The sequence below is a fragment of the Mesorhizobium sp. L-8-3 genome, from assembly GCF_016756615.1.
Lineage (GTDB): Bacteria > Pseudomonadota > Alphaproteobacteria > Rhizobiales > Rhizobiaceae.
Genome location: NZ_AP023262.1, coordinates 5341384 through 5358153, shown reverse-complemented (window position 1 = coordinate 5358153; position 16770 = coordinate 5341384). Strand labels below are relative to the sequence as shown.

The window sequence follows — 16770 nt, the reverse complement described above, 5'->3', positions numbered from 1 at the left end:
CCCGTGAAGTTCAAGAATCGCCAATTCGACGATGCGCCGATCGTGCTGGAGATCACCGACCTGAGCGTCGGACTGGTCGGAGCCGAAGACGCCGCGCCCGTTCTGGATCAGATTTCGCTCAGGATCCGACAAGGCGAGACAGTGTGCCTGGTCGGTGAAAGCGGCTCCGGCAAATCCGTGACGTCGCTCTCCGTCATGGGGCTCCTGCCCAAGGCCGCGCTCGCGGCCCTCGGCGGTCGCATCGACCTCGAAGGCAAGAACCTCCTGGAACTGGGCCCGCAGGCCATGCGCGACATGCGCGCGCGCAAGATCGCCATGATTTTTCAGGAGCCGATGACGGCGCTCAATCCGGTGATGCGGGTCGGCGACCAGATCGAGGAGGTGCTGAACACGCATACCAGATTGCCCGCGAGGGAGAAGAAGGCGCGAGTGCTCGACATCATGAATCAGGTGCATCTGCCGGATGTCGAACGCATTTACCGTTCTTATCCGCATCAGCTTTCGGGAGGGCAGCGCCAGCGGATCATGATCGCCATGGCGCTGATCCTGGAGCCGCGCCTGCTGATTGCCGACGAACCGACCACGGCGCTCGACGTCACCACGCAAAAGCAGATCCTGAACCTGATCGCCGAACTGCAGGAGAAGCACGGAACGGCCGTGCTTTTCATCACCCACGATATGGGCGTGGTGGCGGAGATCGCCGACACGGTTTGCGTGATGAGGCTTGGCAGGATTGTCGAGCATGCGCCGGTGGAAGAGTTGCTCCGGAAGCCCCGCCAGGACTATACGAAGCAGCTGTTGCGGGCGGTTCCGAGCCTCGTGCCTCGCCCGCCCCGGCCCGCGGCCGGCGGTAGCGGCGTGCTTGCGGTGGACCGACTGCAGAAGGTCTACGGCTCTCACGGCGTCTTCGGCCGAGGGGAGCCGACCCGAGCGGCGAGCGGCGTGAGTTTCTCCATTCCGCGCGGGCGCACGCTCGGCATCGTCGGCGAGAGCGGGTCGGGCAAGTCGACCGTAGCGCGCTGCATCATGCGGCTGATCGATCCGACCGAGGGCGAAATCCATGTCGCGGGCAGGGAGATCGCGACGCTTTCGAGGCGTCGGCTTCGCCCCTATCGGAAGCACATTCAGATCGTCTTCCAGGATCCGTTCCGCTCTCTCAACCCGCGCTGGACGATCGGCCGAAGCCTGATCGAGGGACCGCTCAATACCGGCACGGACAGGAAGGCCGCGCTGGCCCGAGCGGTCGAGCTTCTCAAGCTGGTCGGCCTGCCGGACGATGCCGTGGGCCGCTATCCGCATCAGTTCTCGGGCGGACAGCGACAGCGAGTGGCGATCGCCCGGGCCCTGGCCATGGAGCCCGACATATTGGTGGCGGACGAGGCGGTTTCAGCGCTGGACGTTTCCGTGCAGGCTCAGGTCCTGGATCTGCTCGACGAATTGCAGAAGAAGCTCGGCATCGCCATCCTGTTCGTTACGCACGACCTGCGCGTGGCGGCGCAGATTTGCGATGAGGTGCTGGTGATGCAGCGCGGTCGTGTCGTCGAGCACGATAGCGCGGCAAACGTTCTGTCCAACCCCCGGCATGCCTATACGCGCTCGCTGATCGAAGCCGCGCCGGGCCGCGCCTGGGATTTTGCCAATTTCCGCGAATTGCAGACCGCCTGACACGCGGCTGGAACATCTATTCTGGAGGAAGCCTACATGCCCGTACTGCCGAGAATCGCTGACTATGCCGGCGAACTCACGGAAATCCGCCGCGACTTCCATCAGCATCCCGAAATCGGTTTCGAGGAGGTCCGCACGTCGGGCATCGTTGCCGAACTCCTGAGAAAGTGGGGAGTGGACGAAGTGCATACCGGCCTCGCCAAGACCGGCGTCGTCGGTATCATCAAGGGCAGGAAGGAAGGCGGCCGCACCGTCGGCCTGCGCGCCGACATGGATGCGCTCCCCATGCCGGAGCTGACGAACCTGCCTTACGCCTCGAAGAACCCGGGCGCGTTCCATGGCTGCGGTCATGACGGCCACACCACGATGCTGTTGGGCGCGGCGCGCTATCTGGCCGAGACGCGCGATTTCGCCGGCCGCGCCGTGATGATCTTCCAGCCGGCGGAGGAAGGGCTGGGCGGCGCGCGAGCGATGCTGGCTGACGGGCTGTTCGAGAAATTCCCCTGTGACGAAGTCTACGGCATGCATAACGACCCGCTTGCCGACCCGAACAGGTTCGGCGTCAAGCCTGGTCCGGCCATGGCGGGCGCGACCTTCTTCGACATCACCATCAACGGCGTGGGCAGCCATGGCGCCATGCCGCATCATTCGAAGGACCCGATCATCATTGCCACGGCGCTGGTGCAGAGCCTGCAGTCGATCGTCAGCCGCAATGTCGAGCCGACGCAGCCGGCCGTGCTTTCGGTGACGCAGATCCATTCGGGCTCCGCCTACAACGTGGTGCCCGACAAGGCGGTGATCTCCGGCACGATCCGCTATTTCGCCAGCGAGGTAAGGGACCGTATTCACGAGCGCATCCTGAAGATGTGCGCCGGCACTGCGGCAAGCTACGAGGTGGAGATCGTTCCCGACCTGCGACCCATCTTCGATGTACTGATCAACGACGCCGAGCTTGCGCTGGCCTATCGGGAGGCGGCGAGCGAGATCGTGGGAGAGGAGAACGCGACCATCACCGAAGGGCTCGTGACCGGAAGCGAGGACTTCGCCGACATGCTCAGACTCGTTCCCGGCGCCTATTGCACGCTCGGCCACAAGGGATCCGTGCCAGTGCACAATCCCGGCTTTCTCCTCGACGACGACATGCTCCCGGTTGGCGCAAGCATCATGGCGCGCATCGTCGAGAAGCGGCTGCCGCTCTAATTGCTGTGGCGTAAACACTTTTCAGGATCAGGAACCGATTTCATGGATTTCAGGCAACTGCCATTCGATACCGATACGATGCTTGCCGGGCTCAAGCCCTGGGTCGAATGCGAAAGCCCGACCTTCGACGCCGCCGCCGTCGACCGCGTGATGGACCTTGCGGCTTACGACTTGGCAGCGGCCGGTGCCGAGATCGAGCGCATACCCGGCCGCATGGGGTTCGGCGGCTCGGTGCGGGCGCGCTTTCCCCACAAGGACTTCGGTAAGCCCGGCATATTGATCTCCGGTCATCTCGACACCGTCCACCCGGTCGGCACGCTCGCGAAGAATCCCTGGCGCATCGAAGGTGGCCGTTGTTATGGCCCGGGCATCCAGGACATGAAGGGCGGCAACTATGTGAGCGTCGAGGCCCTGCGCCAGCTGGCGTTGACCGGCACCGGGACGCCGCTGCCCGTCACCGTGCTTTTCACGCCCGACGAAGAGGTCGGTACGCCCTCGACACGCGAGCTGATCGAGATGGAGGCGCGCAAGAACAAGTTCGTCCTCGTGCCGGAGCCCGCGCGCCCGGACGGTGGGGCCGTCACCGGCCGCTATGCCATTGCCCGCTTCAATGTGAAGACCACCGGGCGGCCGAGCCACGCTGGATGGGCTCTGAAGGACGGCCGTTCGGCGATAGCCGCCATGGCCCGCAAGATCCTGCAAATCGAGCAAATGACCGGCGAGGACTGCACCTTCTCCGTGGGTGTCGTTCATGCCGGCCAATGGGTCAATTGCGTCTCCTCCTCCTGCGACGCGGAAGTGCTCTCCATGGCCAAGCGCCAGGCCGACCTGGACGAGGGCGTCAGGCGCATGCTGGCCCTCTCGGGTGAGGAAAACGACGTGACGATCGAAGTCACCCGCGGCGTCACCCGGCCGGTGTGGGAGCCCGACGCGGGCACGATGGAGGTGTACGAGATCGCCCGGCGGATCGCCGGGGAGATCGGCTTCGAGCTCACCCATGCCAGTGCCGGTGGCGGTTCGGACGGCAACTTCACCGGCGCGCTTGGGATCCCGACACTCGATTCGATCGGCGTGCGGGGCGCCGGCCTGCACACGCTCAACGAGCATATCGAGATCGACAGCCTCGTGGAGCGGGCGCAACTCGTGGCGGGGCTGCTGACGCGGTTGGCCTGAGGTGCCACGGGAACAAGAGCCGAAGCCTCTGGCCCGGGCGGGGCGGACCGTCGACCTGTAGCGGGAACCGCGTGCCGGTCGTCGATCCCCCGGTTCTCGATCCCACGGTACTCGATTTATCGTCCGTGATCGGCGAAAGAGCCGGCGAATCGCGGGCGACGGCGAGGGGAGCAAGACGATGTCATGTCAGCGTCGTGCCGGGCGATTGATGCCCGACCGACGTTTTTTGCGATTCCGGAGCTTTTCTGCGGCCGGAAGACCTCAAAAGCACCGGAAACCCTTCCATCCGGACCGGGTCGGGATGACTGCTTAACCGACCAGTAAGATTAACGCGCTTTAATCATGCTCAATTCGGTATTCGGGTACGCGTGGGTCTGGCGATGCGATTCAGTATTCTCAAGGTCAATAGGCGTTTCCTGGCGCGCGGCGCCGCGATCCTGGTGGTCGGTGGTCTCGCCACGGGGTGCAGTTCGAGCGCGATGCGGTTCAGCGATGGCGTCGATGGCATCTTCACTGCCTCGACGGACAACCAGCGCTCGATCATAAAGCCGCAGAGCCAGCCTTATCCGGGCGATGCGCAGTCCGCAGCGGTCCACGGCAACCCGGCCGGTTCGGTTGCGCAGGCGGCGCCGACCCCCGTCGACGTCGCGGCCGGTTCGGTCAGCCGGGGCGACCTCGCGCCGCCCAGCGGAGCAGGGGCCGCCAAGCCGACCCAGCCGGCCCCGACGCTGACGGCGGCGGTGACACCTCCGGATCGCAGCGCGATCGAGGCGGCGAAGCCGCAGGTCGCGGCCGAGGAGGAGGTGGCGGGCTGGTCGAGAGCCGGCGGCACGCAGATCACGGCCAGGGAAGGCGAGACCGTCTACAATCTCTCGCGCCGGTTCGGCGTGCCGGCCGACGTTCTGATGCGGGTCAATGGCCTCTCCGGTGCGAGCGCGCTGCGCGCGGGGCAGAAAGTCGTCATCCCAACCTATGTCTATTCCAGCAAGTCGCCTGTCTCGGCGCCCGATAGCAATCCCAAGGTCGCCGACGCGAAATCGTCGCGCGGGATGAAGAGCGACCTGCCCGCCGACAAGGTGCCGACCCGCAGGCCGACGGACAACGTTGCGGTGCTGCCGCAAGAACCCAAACTGAAGGAGAGCGGGGCCGCCTCCGCGAACGCCGCGCCGACCGATGCGTCCGGCAGCTACACCGTGAAGCAGGGCGATACGCTGGCCGCGATCTCGAGAAAGACCGGGGTCAGCACCGCGGCCCTCAAGAGCGCCAACGGCATGACGGATGGGCTGATACGCGTCGGCCAGAAGCTGACCATTCCGGACACTGCCGCCCGGACGACGAGCGCCAAGCCGACAAAGGTCGATGCGGTCGTCACCAGCACCACGGATCCCGCCGGCAGCACCGGCGAAAAGGTGGCTGCCTACACGCCGCCCAGGAAAGCCGAGCCCGGGAAAGCCGAGCCCAGGAAAGCCGAGAGGGTCATAGAGGACGCGGAGCAGGAAGCTTCGGCCGCACCAGACTCGACAGGCATCGGCCGGATGCGCTGGCCGGTGCGTGGCCGCGTCATCACCGGTTATGGCGGCAACAGCGGTGGCAAGGCCAATGACGGCATCGACATCGCGGTGCCCGAGGGCACGCCGGTCAAGGCAGCGGAGAATGGCGTCGTCATCTATGCGGGCGACGGTCTAAAGGAATTCGGCAACACCGTCCTTGTCCGCCACGAGGACGGATTGGTCACCGTCTACGGACATGCCAGCGAATTGAAGGTCACGCGTGGCGAGAAGGTCAAGCGTGGGCAGGAAATCGCGACGTCGGGCATGAGCGGGTCGGCCGACTCCCCGAAGCTGCATTTCGAGGTCCGCAAGAACTCGGCTCCGGTCGATCCGAAAACTTTCCTCGAATAGCTCGCTGGGGCGGCAGCCCGTTCGGAACTGAGAATTGCGGTCGGCACGCCCCTTCAGCCTCGGATCAATTCCGCATTTGGTTCGGCCGTCAAGCTGCGCTGATATTGCCGCTGACGGCCGGATTGACTCCGTCGGCAGGGCGCCGGAGATCACCGGCTATCTGTGACGGACGGTAGCGAAGGACCTTCAGTCCTTCAGCGGCTGGCCCAGCCGGCCGGCGAGGTCCTGCGTGAACTGCCAGGCGACGCGGCCCGACCGGCTTCCGCGCGTCGTGGCCCATTCCAGCGCCTCGGCCCGCAGCGTCTCCGGATCGATCTCCAGTTCGTGATAGCGGACATAGCCGACGACCATTTCCAGATATTCGTCCTGCGAGCATTTGTGGAAGCCGAGCCACAGGCCGAACCGATCGGAGAGCGAGACCTTCTCCTCGACCGCCTCGGACGGGTTGATCGCCGTCGAGCGTTCGTTTTCGATCATGTCGCGCGGCAAGAGATGGCGCCGGTTCGACGTGGCGTAGAAGATGACATTGGCCGGCCGGCCCTCGACGCCGCCCTCGAGCGCGGCCTTGAGCGACTTGTATGACGTGTCGTCATGATCGAAGGACAGGTCGTCGCAGAACAGGACGAAGCGATAGGGCGCCTGCTTCAGGAGCGACATCAGCTTCGGCAGCGTGTCGATGTCCTCGCGGTGGATCTCGATCAGCTTCAGCGGACTCTTCCCGTCGGCGTGTGCCGCATTGATGCGGGCGTGAGCGGCCTTGACCAGCGACGACTTGCCCATGCCGCGCGCGCCCCACAGCAGCACGTTGTTGGCCGGCAGGCCGGCGGCGAAGCGTTCGGTGTTGTCGACCAGTATGTCGCGGACGCGGTCGACGCCCTTGATCAGTCCGATGTCGACGCGGTTGACGCGACGGACGGGTTCGAGTTCGCCGGGATCTGCCGCCCACACGAAACAATCCGCTGCGTCGAAATCCGGTTCGGGCGTCTGTCGCGGCGCAAGCCTCGCCACCGCCTCGATCAGCCGGTCGAGCTTATGTTCGAGGGTCTCGTTGTTTTTCTGAGGCATCTGGAGCGGATTCCTGACATATGAATGGCGGCCAAGCGTCTACCGCATCGGCCGGCAAATCGGAATCGTTTTCGATAGGCACAGCGCTCCGGTCGACGGGGCAGAGCCGCTCTTCGCGCCTGGAGACGGACCTGGGGCGCTCTATCACGTGGAAATCCGGCCGAAAACCGCCCTGGATCAGGGTGAGCGCGGTTGCAAAGCAGGTATGACCGACTATATTCCGGCCACCTTTGAGGGGGCCGGGTTCGGCCCCGTTTTCCGTCTCAGGAGTTTTCCATGTTCGTGACGCCGGCTTATGCGCAAGGTGTGGGTGGCACCCCCGATATGTTCATCAGTATTTTGCCGTTTGTCCTGATTTTCGTGATCATGTATTTTCTGATCATCAGGCCGCAGCGTCAGCAGTTGAAGAAGCGCGGCGAGATGTTGTCGGCGATCCGGCGCGGCGACACCGTGGTCACGGGCGGCGGTCTCGTGGGCAAGGTCACCAAGGTGATCGATGACAACGAACTGGAAGTCGACCTCGGCAACGGCCTGAAGGTGACGGCGTTGCGCTCGACCATCGCGGATGTCCGCGTGAAGGGCGAGCCGGTCGCGAACCAGAACGCCAAGAAGTAATTTCCCGGGCGGAGCCCGGTTGCTCTCCGCCTGATCCGACGAGGCAAGATGCTCTATTTTTCGCGCTGGAAGACAATCTCGATTTGGCTGATCGTGCTGCTCGGCGTGATCTTCGCCTTGCCCAATGCACTTCCCCAATCGACCCTCGACACGATGCCGGACTGGATGCCGAAGCGTCCGATGACGCTCGGCCTCGACCTGCGGGGCGGCTCCCATATCCTTCTGGCCGTCGACCGCCAGGACCTAGTCAACGAGCGGCTGAACGTCACCCGCGACGATATCCGTACGCTGCTGCGCGATGCCAGGATCGGCTATACGGGGCTCTCGGGCACCGGTCGCACCGTGCAGGTGCGCATCCGCGAGGCCAATGAGCTCGACGCCGCCAAGGAGGCGCTGGCGCAGCTCCTGCAGCCGGTCTCGGCGGGTGTCTTCGGCACGAGCGCCATCAACGAACTGACGCTCGACGAGCCGGAGCCGGGCCTGTTGCGTTATACGCTCACCGACGAGGGCATCGACTATCGCGTATCGAGCGCCGTCACCCAGTCGATCGAGGTTCTCGGACGGCGCGTCAACGAACTGGGAACGACCGAGCCGATCATCCAGCGGCAGGGAGCGGACCGCATCCTCGTTCAGGTTCCCGGCCTGCAGGACCCCACACGGCTCAAGGAGATCCTGGGCCAGACCGCAAAGCTGACCTTCCAGATGGTCGACCAGTCGATGTCGGTCCAGGAGGCTATCGAGGGGCGGCCGCCGGCGGGCTCCAGCGTGATGTATTCGCAGGATGATCCGCCCGAACCCTACCTGATCGAGAACCGGGTCATCGTCTCGGGCGAGAATCTGGTGGAAGCGCAGCCCAGCTACGACCAGCGGACGAACGAACCGGTGGTGACGTTCCGCTTCGATACCAAAGGGGCGGCGCGCTTTGGCCAGGCGACCCAGCAGAATGTCGGCAGGCTGTTTGCCATCATCCTCGACAACCATGTGATTTCGGCGCCGCGCATCAACGAGCCGATCCTCGGCGGCTCGGGCCAGATCTCCGGAAACTTCAGCCCGGAAAGCGCGAACGACCTGGCCGTGCTGCTGCGTGCCGGCGCGCTGCCCGCCGACCTTACGATCGTCGAGGAACGGACTGTCGGTCCGAGCCTCGGCGCCGACTCCATCGAAGCCGGCCAGTTCGCCTCCGTCATCGCCGGCATCCTCGTCGTCGGCTTCATGCTGGCCGCCTATGGCAGGCTGGGGCTGATCGCCAATGTGGCGCTCGCCGCGAACGTCACCCTGATCATCGCCATCCTTTCCGCGCTCGGGGCGACCCTGACGATGCCCGGCATCGCCGGCATCGTGCTTACCGTCGGCATGGCGGTCGATTCAAACGTGATCATCTACGAGCGCGTTCGGGAGGAGCGCGCGCAGGGCCGCTCGCTCGTCCAGTCGCTCGATTCGGGTTTTGCCCGCGCGCTGGCGACCATCGTCGACGCCAACTTCACGACCTTCATCGCGGCGGTCATCCTGTTCTTCCTCGGCTCCGGGCCGGTGAAGGGTTTCGCGGTCACGCTGGGCATCGGCATCGTGACGACGGTGTTCACGGCCTTCACGCTGACGCGATGGCTGGTGGCGCTCTGGCTGCGCTACTACAAACCCAAGGAACTGCCGAACGGACTCGTCCGCTTCATTCCCGACAACACCACGCTGCCCTTCATGGGCTGGCGGCGCTACGCTTTCACCCTGTCCTCGGCGATGTCCATCGCGTGCGTGGTGCTGTTCTTCACCATGCAGATGAACTACGGCATCGATTTCCGTGGCGGAACCAGCATCGAGGTCCAATCCAAGGGAGAACGCGCCGACACGGCAGCCGTGCGCGCTGCCTTGGCCGAGCTCAACCTGGGCGACGTTCAGGTCCAGGAGTTCGGCTCGGACCGGGAGTTGCTCATCCGCGTCGAGGGCCAGCAGGCAGGCGACAATGCCGAACAGAGCGTCGTGGCAAAGGTGCGCCTCACCCTTGAGGATGACTACGAGTTCCGTCGCGTGGAATCGGTGGGGCCGACGGTCTCCGCGGAACTGGCTTGGAAAGGAACGATGGGCGTGCTCGCCTCGCTCGTCGCCATGCTGATCTACATCTGGTTCCGTTTCGAATGGCAGTTCGGCCTCGGTGCCGTGATCGCCACGGTGCACGACGTGATCATGATGATCGGGCTTTATGTGCTGTCCGGCCTGGAGTTCAATCTCACCAGCATCGCGGCGATCCTCACCATCGTCGGCTATTCGATCAACGACACGGTCGTGGTCTATGACCGCGTGCGCGAGAATTTGCGCAAATACAAGAAGATGCCGATCGAGGACTTGCTCGACCTGTCGATGAACCAGACGCTGTCGCGTACGATCTTGACCGGTCTGACCACGCTTCTCGCGCTGATCGCGCTCTATCTGTTCGGCGGAGAGGTCATCCGTTCCTTCACCTTCGCCATGATCTTCGGCATCCTCGTTGGCACCTACTCGTCGGTCTTCGTGGCTGGACCGCTCCTGATCCTGTTCAAGCTCCGGCCGGGGAGTTTCGGCACGGACGAGCAGGGCAAGAACAGGATTGAGACGACGGCGCAGCCGTCGAAGACGTGACCTTGCCATGACCGGGCGCTCCCGAGGAATCCTTATCCGCGAGGCACATTTTCCCGGCCGCGCCCCGATCGATGCCTACGGCAATGGCGGCTTCCGTTTCGCCGACATGTCCCACCGGGGCTCGATCCTGTGCCTTCCGTCCGGGATCCATGGCTGGGAGCCGGCCGATCCGGCGGCGCTCACCGCATCGGATTTCGAGCGGCTTCTGGCCGAGGCTGCCGATATCGAAATCCTTCTCGTCGGCACGGGCAGGGAACTGCGCCCGCTCGGCAAGGACCTTCGGTCCGCGTTCAAGGAAGTGCGGATCTCGGCGGATCCGATGTCGACGGGAGCCGCCGTGCGCACCTACAACGTGCTGCTCGCCGAGGACAGGGCGGTCGCCGCGGCGCTGATCGCGGTCGACTAGGAGCCAGCCGGGTGAGCGAACCAGCCGGCCAGATCGCCGCGACGCTGCGCGCGGCCGACCGCGATCGTTACCTCTCCGTCCTCTACGCGCCGGAGGGCAAGCGCGATGCGCTGTTTTCCCTCTATGCCTTCAACGCCGAGATCGCCGCCATACGCGACCGGATCCGCGAGGCGTTGCCGGGCGAGATAAGGCTGCAATGGTGGCGGGATGTGCTGGCGGCATCTGAAGGGGCTGGCGAGGGGCATCCGGTCGCCGCGGCGCTCGTCGAGACCATCCGCCTTCACAATCTGCCCCGGTCCGCCTTCCACAACTATCTAGAGGCGCGCATTTTCGACCTCTATGACGACCCGATGCCGAGCCGCGTCGATCTCGAGGGCTATTGCGGGGAAACGGCATCGGCAATCATCCAACTCGCCGCGCTGATCCTCGATCCGGCCGCGGCCCCGGCGCATACGAAGCTTGCCGGCCACGCCGGCTGCGCGCTTGCCATCACAGGCCTTCTGCGGCTCCTGCCGATTCACCGGGCGAGGGGGCAGTGCTATGTGCCCCGCGACATTCTCGCTTCAGCCGGCATGTCGCCCGAAGAATTCCTGGCGGGAGCGCCGGATGGTCCGGCGCGACATGCCGTCGAGGCGACGATCGCGCTCGCAAGCGATCATCTCGCCGCTTTCCTGAAGAATGCGCCCGATCTGCCGCCCGGCCTGCGGCCGGCCTTCCTGCCGCTCGCTGTGGTTCCGGCCTATCTTTCGAAGCTTTCCCGCAACCCGGCGGCGGCGCTGGAAACTTCGGCGGGTATCTCGGACTTGCGGCGCCATTGGATCATGCTGCGCGCCGCATCCAGCGGCTGGCGTTGATCCACGCCTTTGACGTAAACGTCAATCGTGCTAGCGTCGGAAAATGCCGTAGAAGCGGCCAGGGAGGAAACCACTTTATGACCTTGCCGGTGCTGATCGCCATCGTGGTGGTCGGGATAGCGCTTGTCGTGGTCGCCGTTCACCTGACAGGCGGCAGCAGGGTCGCGACCATCGGCGGCGACGATCATGCGCGCCAACTGTTTCAGCAGGATTTTCCCGACGAGCTACCAGGCCATGTGGCGATCACCACCGACCGCATGTCGGCATTCCTGGCGCTTTCCGGCGGACGCACCGGCATCGTCCAGAGTTTCGGCGACGGCTATTTCACCCGCATGACGGCGCCGAAGGACGTCGCGGCAGTGACGTTGCGGCCTCCCGCCACGGTGTCGATCCGCTTTCGCGACTTCACCTGGACGGGCGGCCATTTCACCTTCGCGCAGGAGAGCGAAGCGCGAGCGGTCGCCGCCGCGCTCGATGCGGCAGGGCAAAGGGAAAGCCAGGAGGCCTGAGCATGGAAAGCTACGACTTTCCCAGCGTGACCCAATACGCCATTCCGTTCTTTGTCGCCGCCATCCTGATCGAACTCTGGCTGGTCAGAACCGGTCGGGCGAAAGGAGCCTTCGAGACGCGCGACACCTTCACCAGCCTGATGATGGGTACCGGCAACGTCGCCGCCGGCATCCTGCTCGGTGTCGTGTCGTACCAGGCGCTGCTGTGGCTCTGGCAGTTCCGCTTCTTCGATCTCGGTCTTTCGCTTTGGGTCTTCGTCGCGGCGTTCCTGTTCGACGACCTGCGCTACTATTGGTACCACCGCATTGCCCACCGGGTGCGCTGGGTCTGGGCGGAGCACGTCAATCATCATTCCAGCCAGCACTACAATCTGTCGACCGCCCTGCGGCAGAGCTGGACGGGCCTGTTCACCGGCATGTTCGTACTGCAGGCGCCGCTCGTGCTGCTCGGCTTCCATCCGGCGGTCATCGCTTTCGTCTTCGGTTTCAACCTCGTCTGGCAGTTCTGGATCCACACCGAGACGATCGGCAGGATGTGGGGCTGGTTCGAGTTCATCTTCAACACGCCGTCGCATCATCGGGTCCATCACGCCACCAACCCGCGCTATCTCGACGCCAACTATGCCGGGACGCTGATCATATGGGATCGCATGTTCGGCACCTTCGTCGAGGAACTGCCGGAGGACCGGCCGCGCTACGGTATCGTGAAGAACCTCGGAACCTTCAATCCGCTGAAGGTCGCCTTTCACGAGTGGATCGGCATGTTACGCGACGCGTTCGCGCCCGGGCTGAGCTTTCGCCAGCGCTTCGGCTATCTCTTCGCGCCGCCCGGCTGGAGCCATGACGGCTCGCGGGAGACCTCGCAGAGCCTCAAGGCTGCCTATGTCAGGCGCAACCCGGCGGAAGCCGGCAAGCCCGGACTGCCGGAAGCGAGCCTCGGGCCGGCCGAGTGACTGGCGGAGCGGGGCGGTCGCTTGGTCGGAGCTCTTGACAGGAGACGGCTCCGATCAGGTGGCGCTGTCCTTCCTCGTCGGGACGAAGTCCGCGAAAACGGCTTCGGATTTCGCCATCTTCGCCTGCAGCGCGGTCATCAGCTCGTTCGCCCTCAGCATGCCGCCGTTCCAGGTCGCGATATAGTCGAGCCCGTCGGCAACGGAATGATCGCGGGCATAAGCGAGGTTGCGCTTGATGCCGGCGATCGCCAGCGGCGACTTCTTCGCGATCGAGGCGGCCAGAGCATGAGCGCCTTCCATGAGGCTCATGCGGTCGTCGGCAAGCTGGCTCAGCAGGCCGAACGCCTTCGCCTCGGCCGCGGTGAAGCGCCGGCCGGTATAGGCGAGCTCGGCGGCGATCGACGGCGCGATCAGCTTGGGCAATCGCTGCAGCGTTCCGACGTCGGCCGCCATTCCGATATGGATTTCCTCGATCGAGAAATAGGCGTCGGCGCTGGCGAGCCGGATGTCGCAGGCCGTGATCATGTCGATGCCGGCGCCGATACAGGCGCCGTGGACGGCGGCGATGACGGGAAAGCGGGCGCGTTCGATGGCGTTGAAGGCGTCCTGCAGCCTCAGGATAAGGTCGCGCATCGCATAGGCGGCGCGGCCGGGCTCGTTCTCGAACAGCCTGGCGATGTCGGAGAAGGCGGCGAGGTCCATGCCGCCGGTGAAATGTTTGCCCTCGCCAGAGAGGATCGCGCAGCGGATCGCCTCGTCCTGCCCGAGCGCGTCGAGCAATCGCGGCAGGTCGGCCCAGAAGTCCGGCGTCATGCCGTTCGCCTTGTCGGGGCGGTTCATGACGATGCGGGCGATGCCGCCGTCGCATTCGACCTTGAAGAAGCTGCTCTCGAGTTCCGGTGCCATCATCCCTCCCGACAGTGGCGTCTTCGGACTATTCGGCCGCTTCGGCCGTCGTGTCCAGCCCGAGCCACGCGCGGCAATCGGAAATCGCACGCGCCGTGATCGCCTTTTTCTTGGCCAGCGTCTTTTCCTTGCCGCGCAGGCGCTTGCCCTCGGGCTTCGGCGTGGCGGCCGGCGGAAACAGCCCGAAATTCACGTTCATGGGCTGGAACGAGCGCTTGCCGGGCTCGTCGTCGGAAACGATGTGACCGCCGGTGATGTGGTTGAGCAGCGCCCCGAAAGCGGTCGTCGCGGGCGGAGGCGCGAGTGGTCGGCCAAGACGATCGGCTGCCGCGAACCGGCCGGCCAGCAGCCCGATCGCAGCGCTCTCGACATAGCCCTCGCAGCCCGTGATCTGCCCGGCGAAGCGCAGGCCCGCACGCCGCTTGAGCTGCAGCGTGCCGTCAAGCAGCGTGGGCGAGTTGATGTAGGTGTTGCGGTGCAGGCCGCCGAGCCTGGCGAATTCGGCATTCTCCAGTCCTGGAATCATACGGAAGATGCGCGTCTGCTCGCCATGGCGCAGCTTCGTCTGGAAGCCGACCATGTTGTAGAGCGTGCCGAGCGCATTGTCCTGGCGGAGTTGCACGACCGCGTAGGGCTTCACCGATGGATCATGGGCGTTGGTCAGGCCCATCGGCTTCATCGGCCCGTGGCGCAGCGTCTCTGGCCCCCGCTCGGCCATCACCTCGATCGGCAGGCAGCCGTCGAAATAGGGCGTGCCTTCCCATTCCTTGAACTCGGTCTTCTGGCCATCGAGCAGAGCCTGCACGAAAGCCTCGTACCGGTCCTTGTCCATCGGGCAGTTGATATAGTCCTTGCCCGTTCCGCCCGGGCCGACCTTGTCGTAGCGCGACTGGAACCAGCAGGTGTCCATGTCGATCGTGTCGAAATGGATGATCGGCGCGATCGCATCGAAGAAGGCGAGCGCGTCGGCGCCGGTGGCGCTGCGGATCGCCTCGGCGAGCGAAGGCGCGGTGAGGGGGCCGGTGGCGATGATCGCGAGGTCCCAGTCCTCGGGCGGCAGGCCGGCCACTTCGCCGCGTTCGATCGTGATCAGCGGATGGGCCTCGATGCGTTCGGTCACATCAGCGGAAAAACCGTCGCGGTCGACCGCGAGCGCGCTGCCGGCCGGCACCTGATGGGCGTCGCCGGAACGCATGATCAGCGAGCCGGCAAGCCGCAACTCGGCATGCAGCAGGCCGACGGCATTTGTCTCGGCATCGTCGGAGCGGAAGGAATTCGAACAGACCAGTTCGGCGAGCCCGTCGGTCTTATGCGCCTCCGTGCCGCGCATGGGGCGCATCTCGTGCAGGATGACGGGCACGCCCGCCTCGGCCGCCTGCCAGGCCGCTTCCGAACCGGCGAGCCCGCCGCCGATCACATGGATGGGTTTCATCGTCATGGCCGCCGGAATAGTCCTCGCAACGGCCAAATGCAAGGAAACCGGACGTCGATGCCTGTCCGGCGGCTCCAATCGCCGAGCGCCGGGCTTCCCGGCGGCAAGCACACGGGGAACGTTCGCGTCAGTGCCGTCGATATTTTCTCGCATGCTTCCATGAGGCCGATCCGCCAGCGGCGGAAGCTGCCTCCTCGGGCAATGGGGCCGGCCATGGCGCACAGGCTGTTGCATTTCTGCCGCGTGCCCAGGCAATTCGAGTTGTTGCCGTCACCGCGCGTTGCGGCGACTCGATCCGCCGATTACTCATCGGTTCATGAGGAGCCGTTTTCCTGCCCTTGTTGCACCACTGGTTCTGTTCTGCCTTGCCGGATGCACCTCCGTGACCAGTCGCTACGAGGGTGAGTTGAAAAAGGTCGATACGGCGCGGATCTATGCGTGCCACGGCTTCGACTGCTACCACAAGACCCGTGTCGACCTCGGCGCGGCCGACGCCGGCCGTTTCGCCGAGATCATGGCGGCGGGCGCCTCTGCGCCCGAGGCGGAGCGTGCGGCGATCTCGAAAGCCGATCAGTATTTCGAGGATAGGGTGGGCCAGACGATCGGCGTTCGCGATCAGCCGAAATCGAGTTTCGGCAAATCCGGGCAGAAGGGGCAGATGGACTGCATCGACGAATCGACCAACACGCGTTCGTTGTTGCTTTACCTCGCCAAGCGCGGCCTCTTGAAATACCACACCGTCGAGAAGAACGTGTCGCGCGGTTTCTTCTTCGACGGCCGCTACCCGCATTCCACGGCTGTCATCACCGAGAAGGGCGGCGGCAAATGGGCGGTCGATTCGTGGTATGCCCCCATGGGCGGCGCGCCTGACATCATCCCGCTCAGCCAGTGGCTGCCGCGCGGCGTGCTGTCGAGCGGCGCGCTGGACTGACGATCGGATTTTCGGGATTGGCTTGCCTGGAGCAGCCGGTATCGGCGCGGGCGCTATAGTACCCCTGAATGCACAACACCCGCCGGGGGAGGAGGTCCGGCGGGTGTCGTTTTGTTCGGCCAGCAATCGGGAGGAGGTGAAAGCTGGCCGTATCCGCCAGGACCTGGGAGGAGGAAGGTCCTGACGAAATCTCGCTGTCAGATCGACTTGCGCGCGACGAAGGGGATGTCGCTGCGGCTGATGCCGAGGTCGGTGAGTTCGCGGTTCGACAGGCGGCTCAGCTCGGAAACGGTTTCCCGGTAGCGGCGCCAGTTACGGTAGTTGCGGATCAGGTTCATCGTAGTGCTCGTTTCGTCTTTGCTTCGTACGTTCGTCTCTGTGTACGAGGCGTAGATAGGCCCGGCCGTTGGCCTTTTGAAGTGCTGTTGCTGCATGGCAGCAATGCAGATTGTGCAATGCAACATCACGAAACTTACGCAATTGTCGCATGAGGTTATCTGCGAATCGAAAGTGTCGTGGCGTCAACCACTTGCGTGCTAAGGTGCGAGTC

At 64.7% G+C, this 16770-nt stretch carries 15 protein-coding genes; 11 read left to right on the top strand and 4 right to left on the bottom strand.

The annotated features are described in order from the left end of the window. Window positions 1–3 precede the first annotated feature (3 nt). From JN302_RS24850 to JN302_RS24835, 4 genes are all read left to right on the top strand, one after another. Window positions 4–1665 (top strand): ABC transporter ATP-binding protein, encoded by a 1662-nt coding sequence (locus JN302_RS24850; RefSeq protein WP_202306273.1) that lies wholly within the window; start codon window positions 4–6, stop codon window positions 1663–1665. Window positions 1666–1701: 36 nt separating this feature from the next. Continuing rightward, the gene (locus JN302_RS24845) at window positions 1702–2865 is read left to right on the top strand and encodes a M20 aminoacylase family protein (RefSeq protein WP_202306270.1); all 1164 of its coding nucleotides are present in this window, start codon (window positions 1702–1704) and stop codon (window positions 2863–2865) included. A gap of 42 nt (window positions 2866–2907) precedes the next feature. After that, window positions 2908–4038 carry a M20/M25/M40 family metallo-hydrolase gene (locus JN302_RS24840; protein ID WP_202306269.1) on the top strand — a complete coding sequence of 377 codons (1131 nt, stop codon included), beginning with the start codon at window positions 2908–2910 and terminating at the stop codon, window positions 4036–4038. Window positions 4039–4418: 380 nt separating this feature from the next. Then, a complete protein-coding gene (locus tag JN302_RS24835) occupies window positions 4419–5939 on the top strand; it encodes a peptidoglycan DD-metalloendopeptidase family protein (RefSeq protein WP_202329486.1) in 1521 nt (506 codons plus the stop codon). A gap of 186 nt (window positions 5940–6125) precedes the next feature. Here JN302_RS24835 and JN302_RS24830 read toward each other — a convergent pair whose 3' ends face one another. Next, complete coding sequence (locus JN302_RS24830; RefSeq protein ID WP_202329485.1) at window positions 6126–7004, bottom strand: ATP-binding protein; 879 nt, start codon at window positions 7002–7004, stop codon at window positions 6126–6128. A gap of 276 nt (window positions 7005–7280) precedes the next feature. Here JN302_RS24830 and yajC point away from each other — a divergent pair, with 276 nt between their 5' ends. The 6 genes from yajC (at window position 7281) to JN302_RS24800 (ending at window position 12951) form a co-directional block, all read left to right on the top strand. Then, window positions 7281–7619, top strand: a complete 339-nt coding sequence (gene yajC / locus JN302_RS24825; RefSeq protein ID WP_202306266.1) for a preprotein translocase subunit YajC — start codon at window positions 7281–7283, stop codon at window positions 7617–7619. A gap of 48 nt (window positions 7620–7667) precedes the next feature. Further along, window positions 7668–10229: a protein translocase subunit SecDF gene (secDF, locus tag JN302_RS24820; protein WP_202306265.1), complete on the top strand. Its 2562-nt coding sequence runs from the start codon at window positions 7668–7670 to the stop codon at window positions 10227–10229. 7 nt (window positions 10230–10236) lie between these two features. Beyond that, window positions 10237–10635 (top strand): Mth938-like domain-containing protein, encoded by a 399-nt coding sequence (locus tag JN302_RS24815; RefSeq protein ID WP_202329484.1) that lies wholly within the window; start codon window positions 10237–10239, stop codon window positions 10633–10635. Window positions 10636–10646: 11 nt separating this feature from the next. Continuing rightward, window positions 10647–11489 carry a phytoene/squalene synthase family protein gene (locus JN302_RS24810; protein ID WP_202329483.1) on the top strand — a complete coding sequence of 281 codons (843 nt, stop codon included), beginning with the start codon at window positions 10647–10649 and terminating at the stop codon, window positions 11487–11489. Between the two features lie 77 nt (window positions 11490–11566). Next, window positions 11567–11998, top strand: coding sequence for a hypothetical protein (locus tag JN302_RS24805; RefSeq protein WP_202306262.1), 432 nt, complete (start codon window positions 11567–11569; stop codon window positions 11996–11998). Between the two features lie 2 nt (window positions 11999–12000). Then, window positions 12001–12951: a sterol desaturase family protein gene (locus JN302_RS24800; protein ID WP_202306261.1), complete on the top strand. Its 951-nt coding sequence runs from the start codon at window positions 12001–12003 to the stop codon at window positions 12949–12951. A 54-nt stretch (window positions 12952–13005) separates the two neighbouring features. Here the strand turns inward: JN302_RS24800 and JN302_RS24795 are convergent, their stop codons facing one another. Beyond that, the gene (locus tag JN302_RS24795; protein WP_210382565.1) at window positions 13006–13857 is read right to left on the bottom strand and encodes a crotonase/enoyl-CoA hydratase family protein; all 852 of its coding nucleotides are present in this window, start codon (window positions 13855–13857) and stop codon (window positions 13006–13008) included. 28 nt (window positions 13858–13885) lie between these two features. Next, complete coding sequence (gene trmFO, locus JN302_RS24790; RefSeq protein WP_202329481.1) at window positions 13886–15295, bottom strand: methylenetetrahydrofolate--tRNA-(uracil(54)-C(5))-methyltransferase (FADH(2)-oxidizing) TrmFO; 1410 nt, start codon at window positions 15293–15295, stop codon at window positions 13886–13888. A 376-nt stretch (window positions 15296–15671) separates the two neighbouring features. Between trmFO and JN302_RS24785 the strand changes: the two genes are divergently transcribed. Next, window positions 15672–16220, top strand: coding sequence for a hypothetical protein (locus tag JN302_RS24785; RefSeq protein WP_202329480.1), 549 nt, complete (start codon window positions 15672–15674; stop codon window positions 16218–16220). Window positions 16221–16417: 197 nt separating this feature from the next. Here the strand turns inward: JN302_RS24785 and JN302_RS24780 are convergent, their stop codons facing one another. Continuing rightward, window positions 16418–16558: a DUF1127 domain-containing protein gene (locus JN302_RS24780; protein WP_106727353.1), complete on the bottom strand. Its 141-nt coding sequence runs from the start codon at window positions 16556–16558 to the stop codon at window positions 16418–16420. Window positions 16559–16770: the final 212 nt, after the last annotated feature.

Bases quoted from the DNA above. Each gene is read 5' to 3' on its own strand.
- JN302_RS24805 (WP_202306262.1), top strand. From the start codon at position 11,567: ATGACCTTGCCGGTGCTGATCGCCATCGTGGTGGTCGGGATAGCGCTT.
- trmFO (WP_202329481.1), bottom strand. From the start codon at position 15,295: ATGACGATGAAACCCATCCATGTGATCGGCGGCGGGCTCGCCGGTTCG.
- JN302_RS24835 (WP_202329486.1), top strand. From the start codon at position 4,419: ATGCGATTCAGTATTCTCAAGGTCAATAGGCGTTTCCTGGCGCGCGGC.
- JN302_RS24800 (WP_202306261.1), top strand. From the start codon at position 12,001: ATGGAAAGCTACGACTTTCCCAGCGTGACCCAATACGCCATTCCGTTC.
- JN302_RS24840 (WP_202306269.1), top strand. From the start codon at position 2,908: ATGGATTTCAGGCAACTGCCATTCGATACCGATACGATGCTTGCCGGG.
- JN302_RS24780 (WP_106727353.1), bottom strand. From the start codon at position 16,558: ATGAACCTGATCCGCAACTACCGTAACTGGCGCCGCTACCGGGAAACC.
- JN302_RS24795 (WP_210382565.1), bottom strand. From the start codon at position 13,857: ATGGCACCGGAACTCGAGAGCAGCTTCTTCAAGGTCGAATGCGACGGC.
- JN302_RS24845 (WP_202306270.1), top strand. From the start codon at position 1,702: ATGCCCGTACTGCCGAGAATCGCTGACTATGCCGGCGAACTCACGGAA.
- JN302_RS24830 (WP_202329485.1), bottom strand. From the start codon at position 7,004: ATGCCTCAGAAAAACAACGAGACCCTCGAACATAAGCTCGACCGGCTG.
- JN302_RS24815 (WP_202329484.1), top strand. From the start codon at position 10,237: ATGACCGGGCGCTCCCGAGGAATCCTTATCCGCGAGGCACATTTTCCC.
- secDF (WP_202306265.1), top strand. From the start codon at position 7,668: ATGCTCTATTTTTCGCGCTGGAAGACAATCTCGATTTGGCTGATCGTG.
- yajC (WP_202306266.1), top strand. From the start codon at position 7,281: ATGTTCGTGACGCCGGCTTATGCGCAAGGTGTGGGTGGCACCCCCGAT.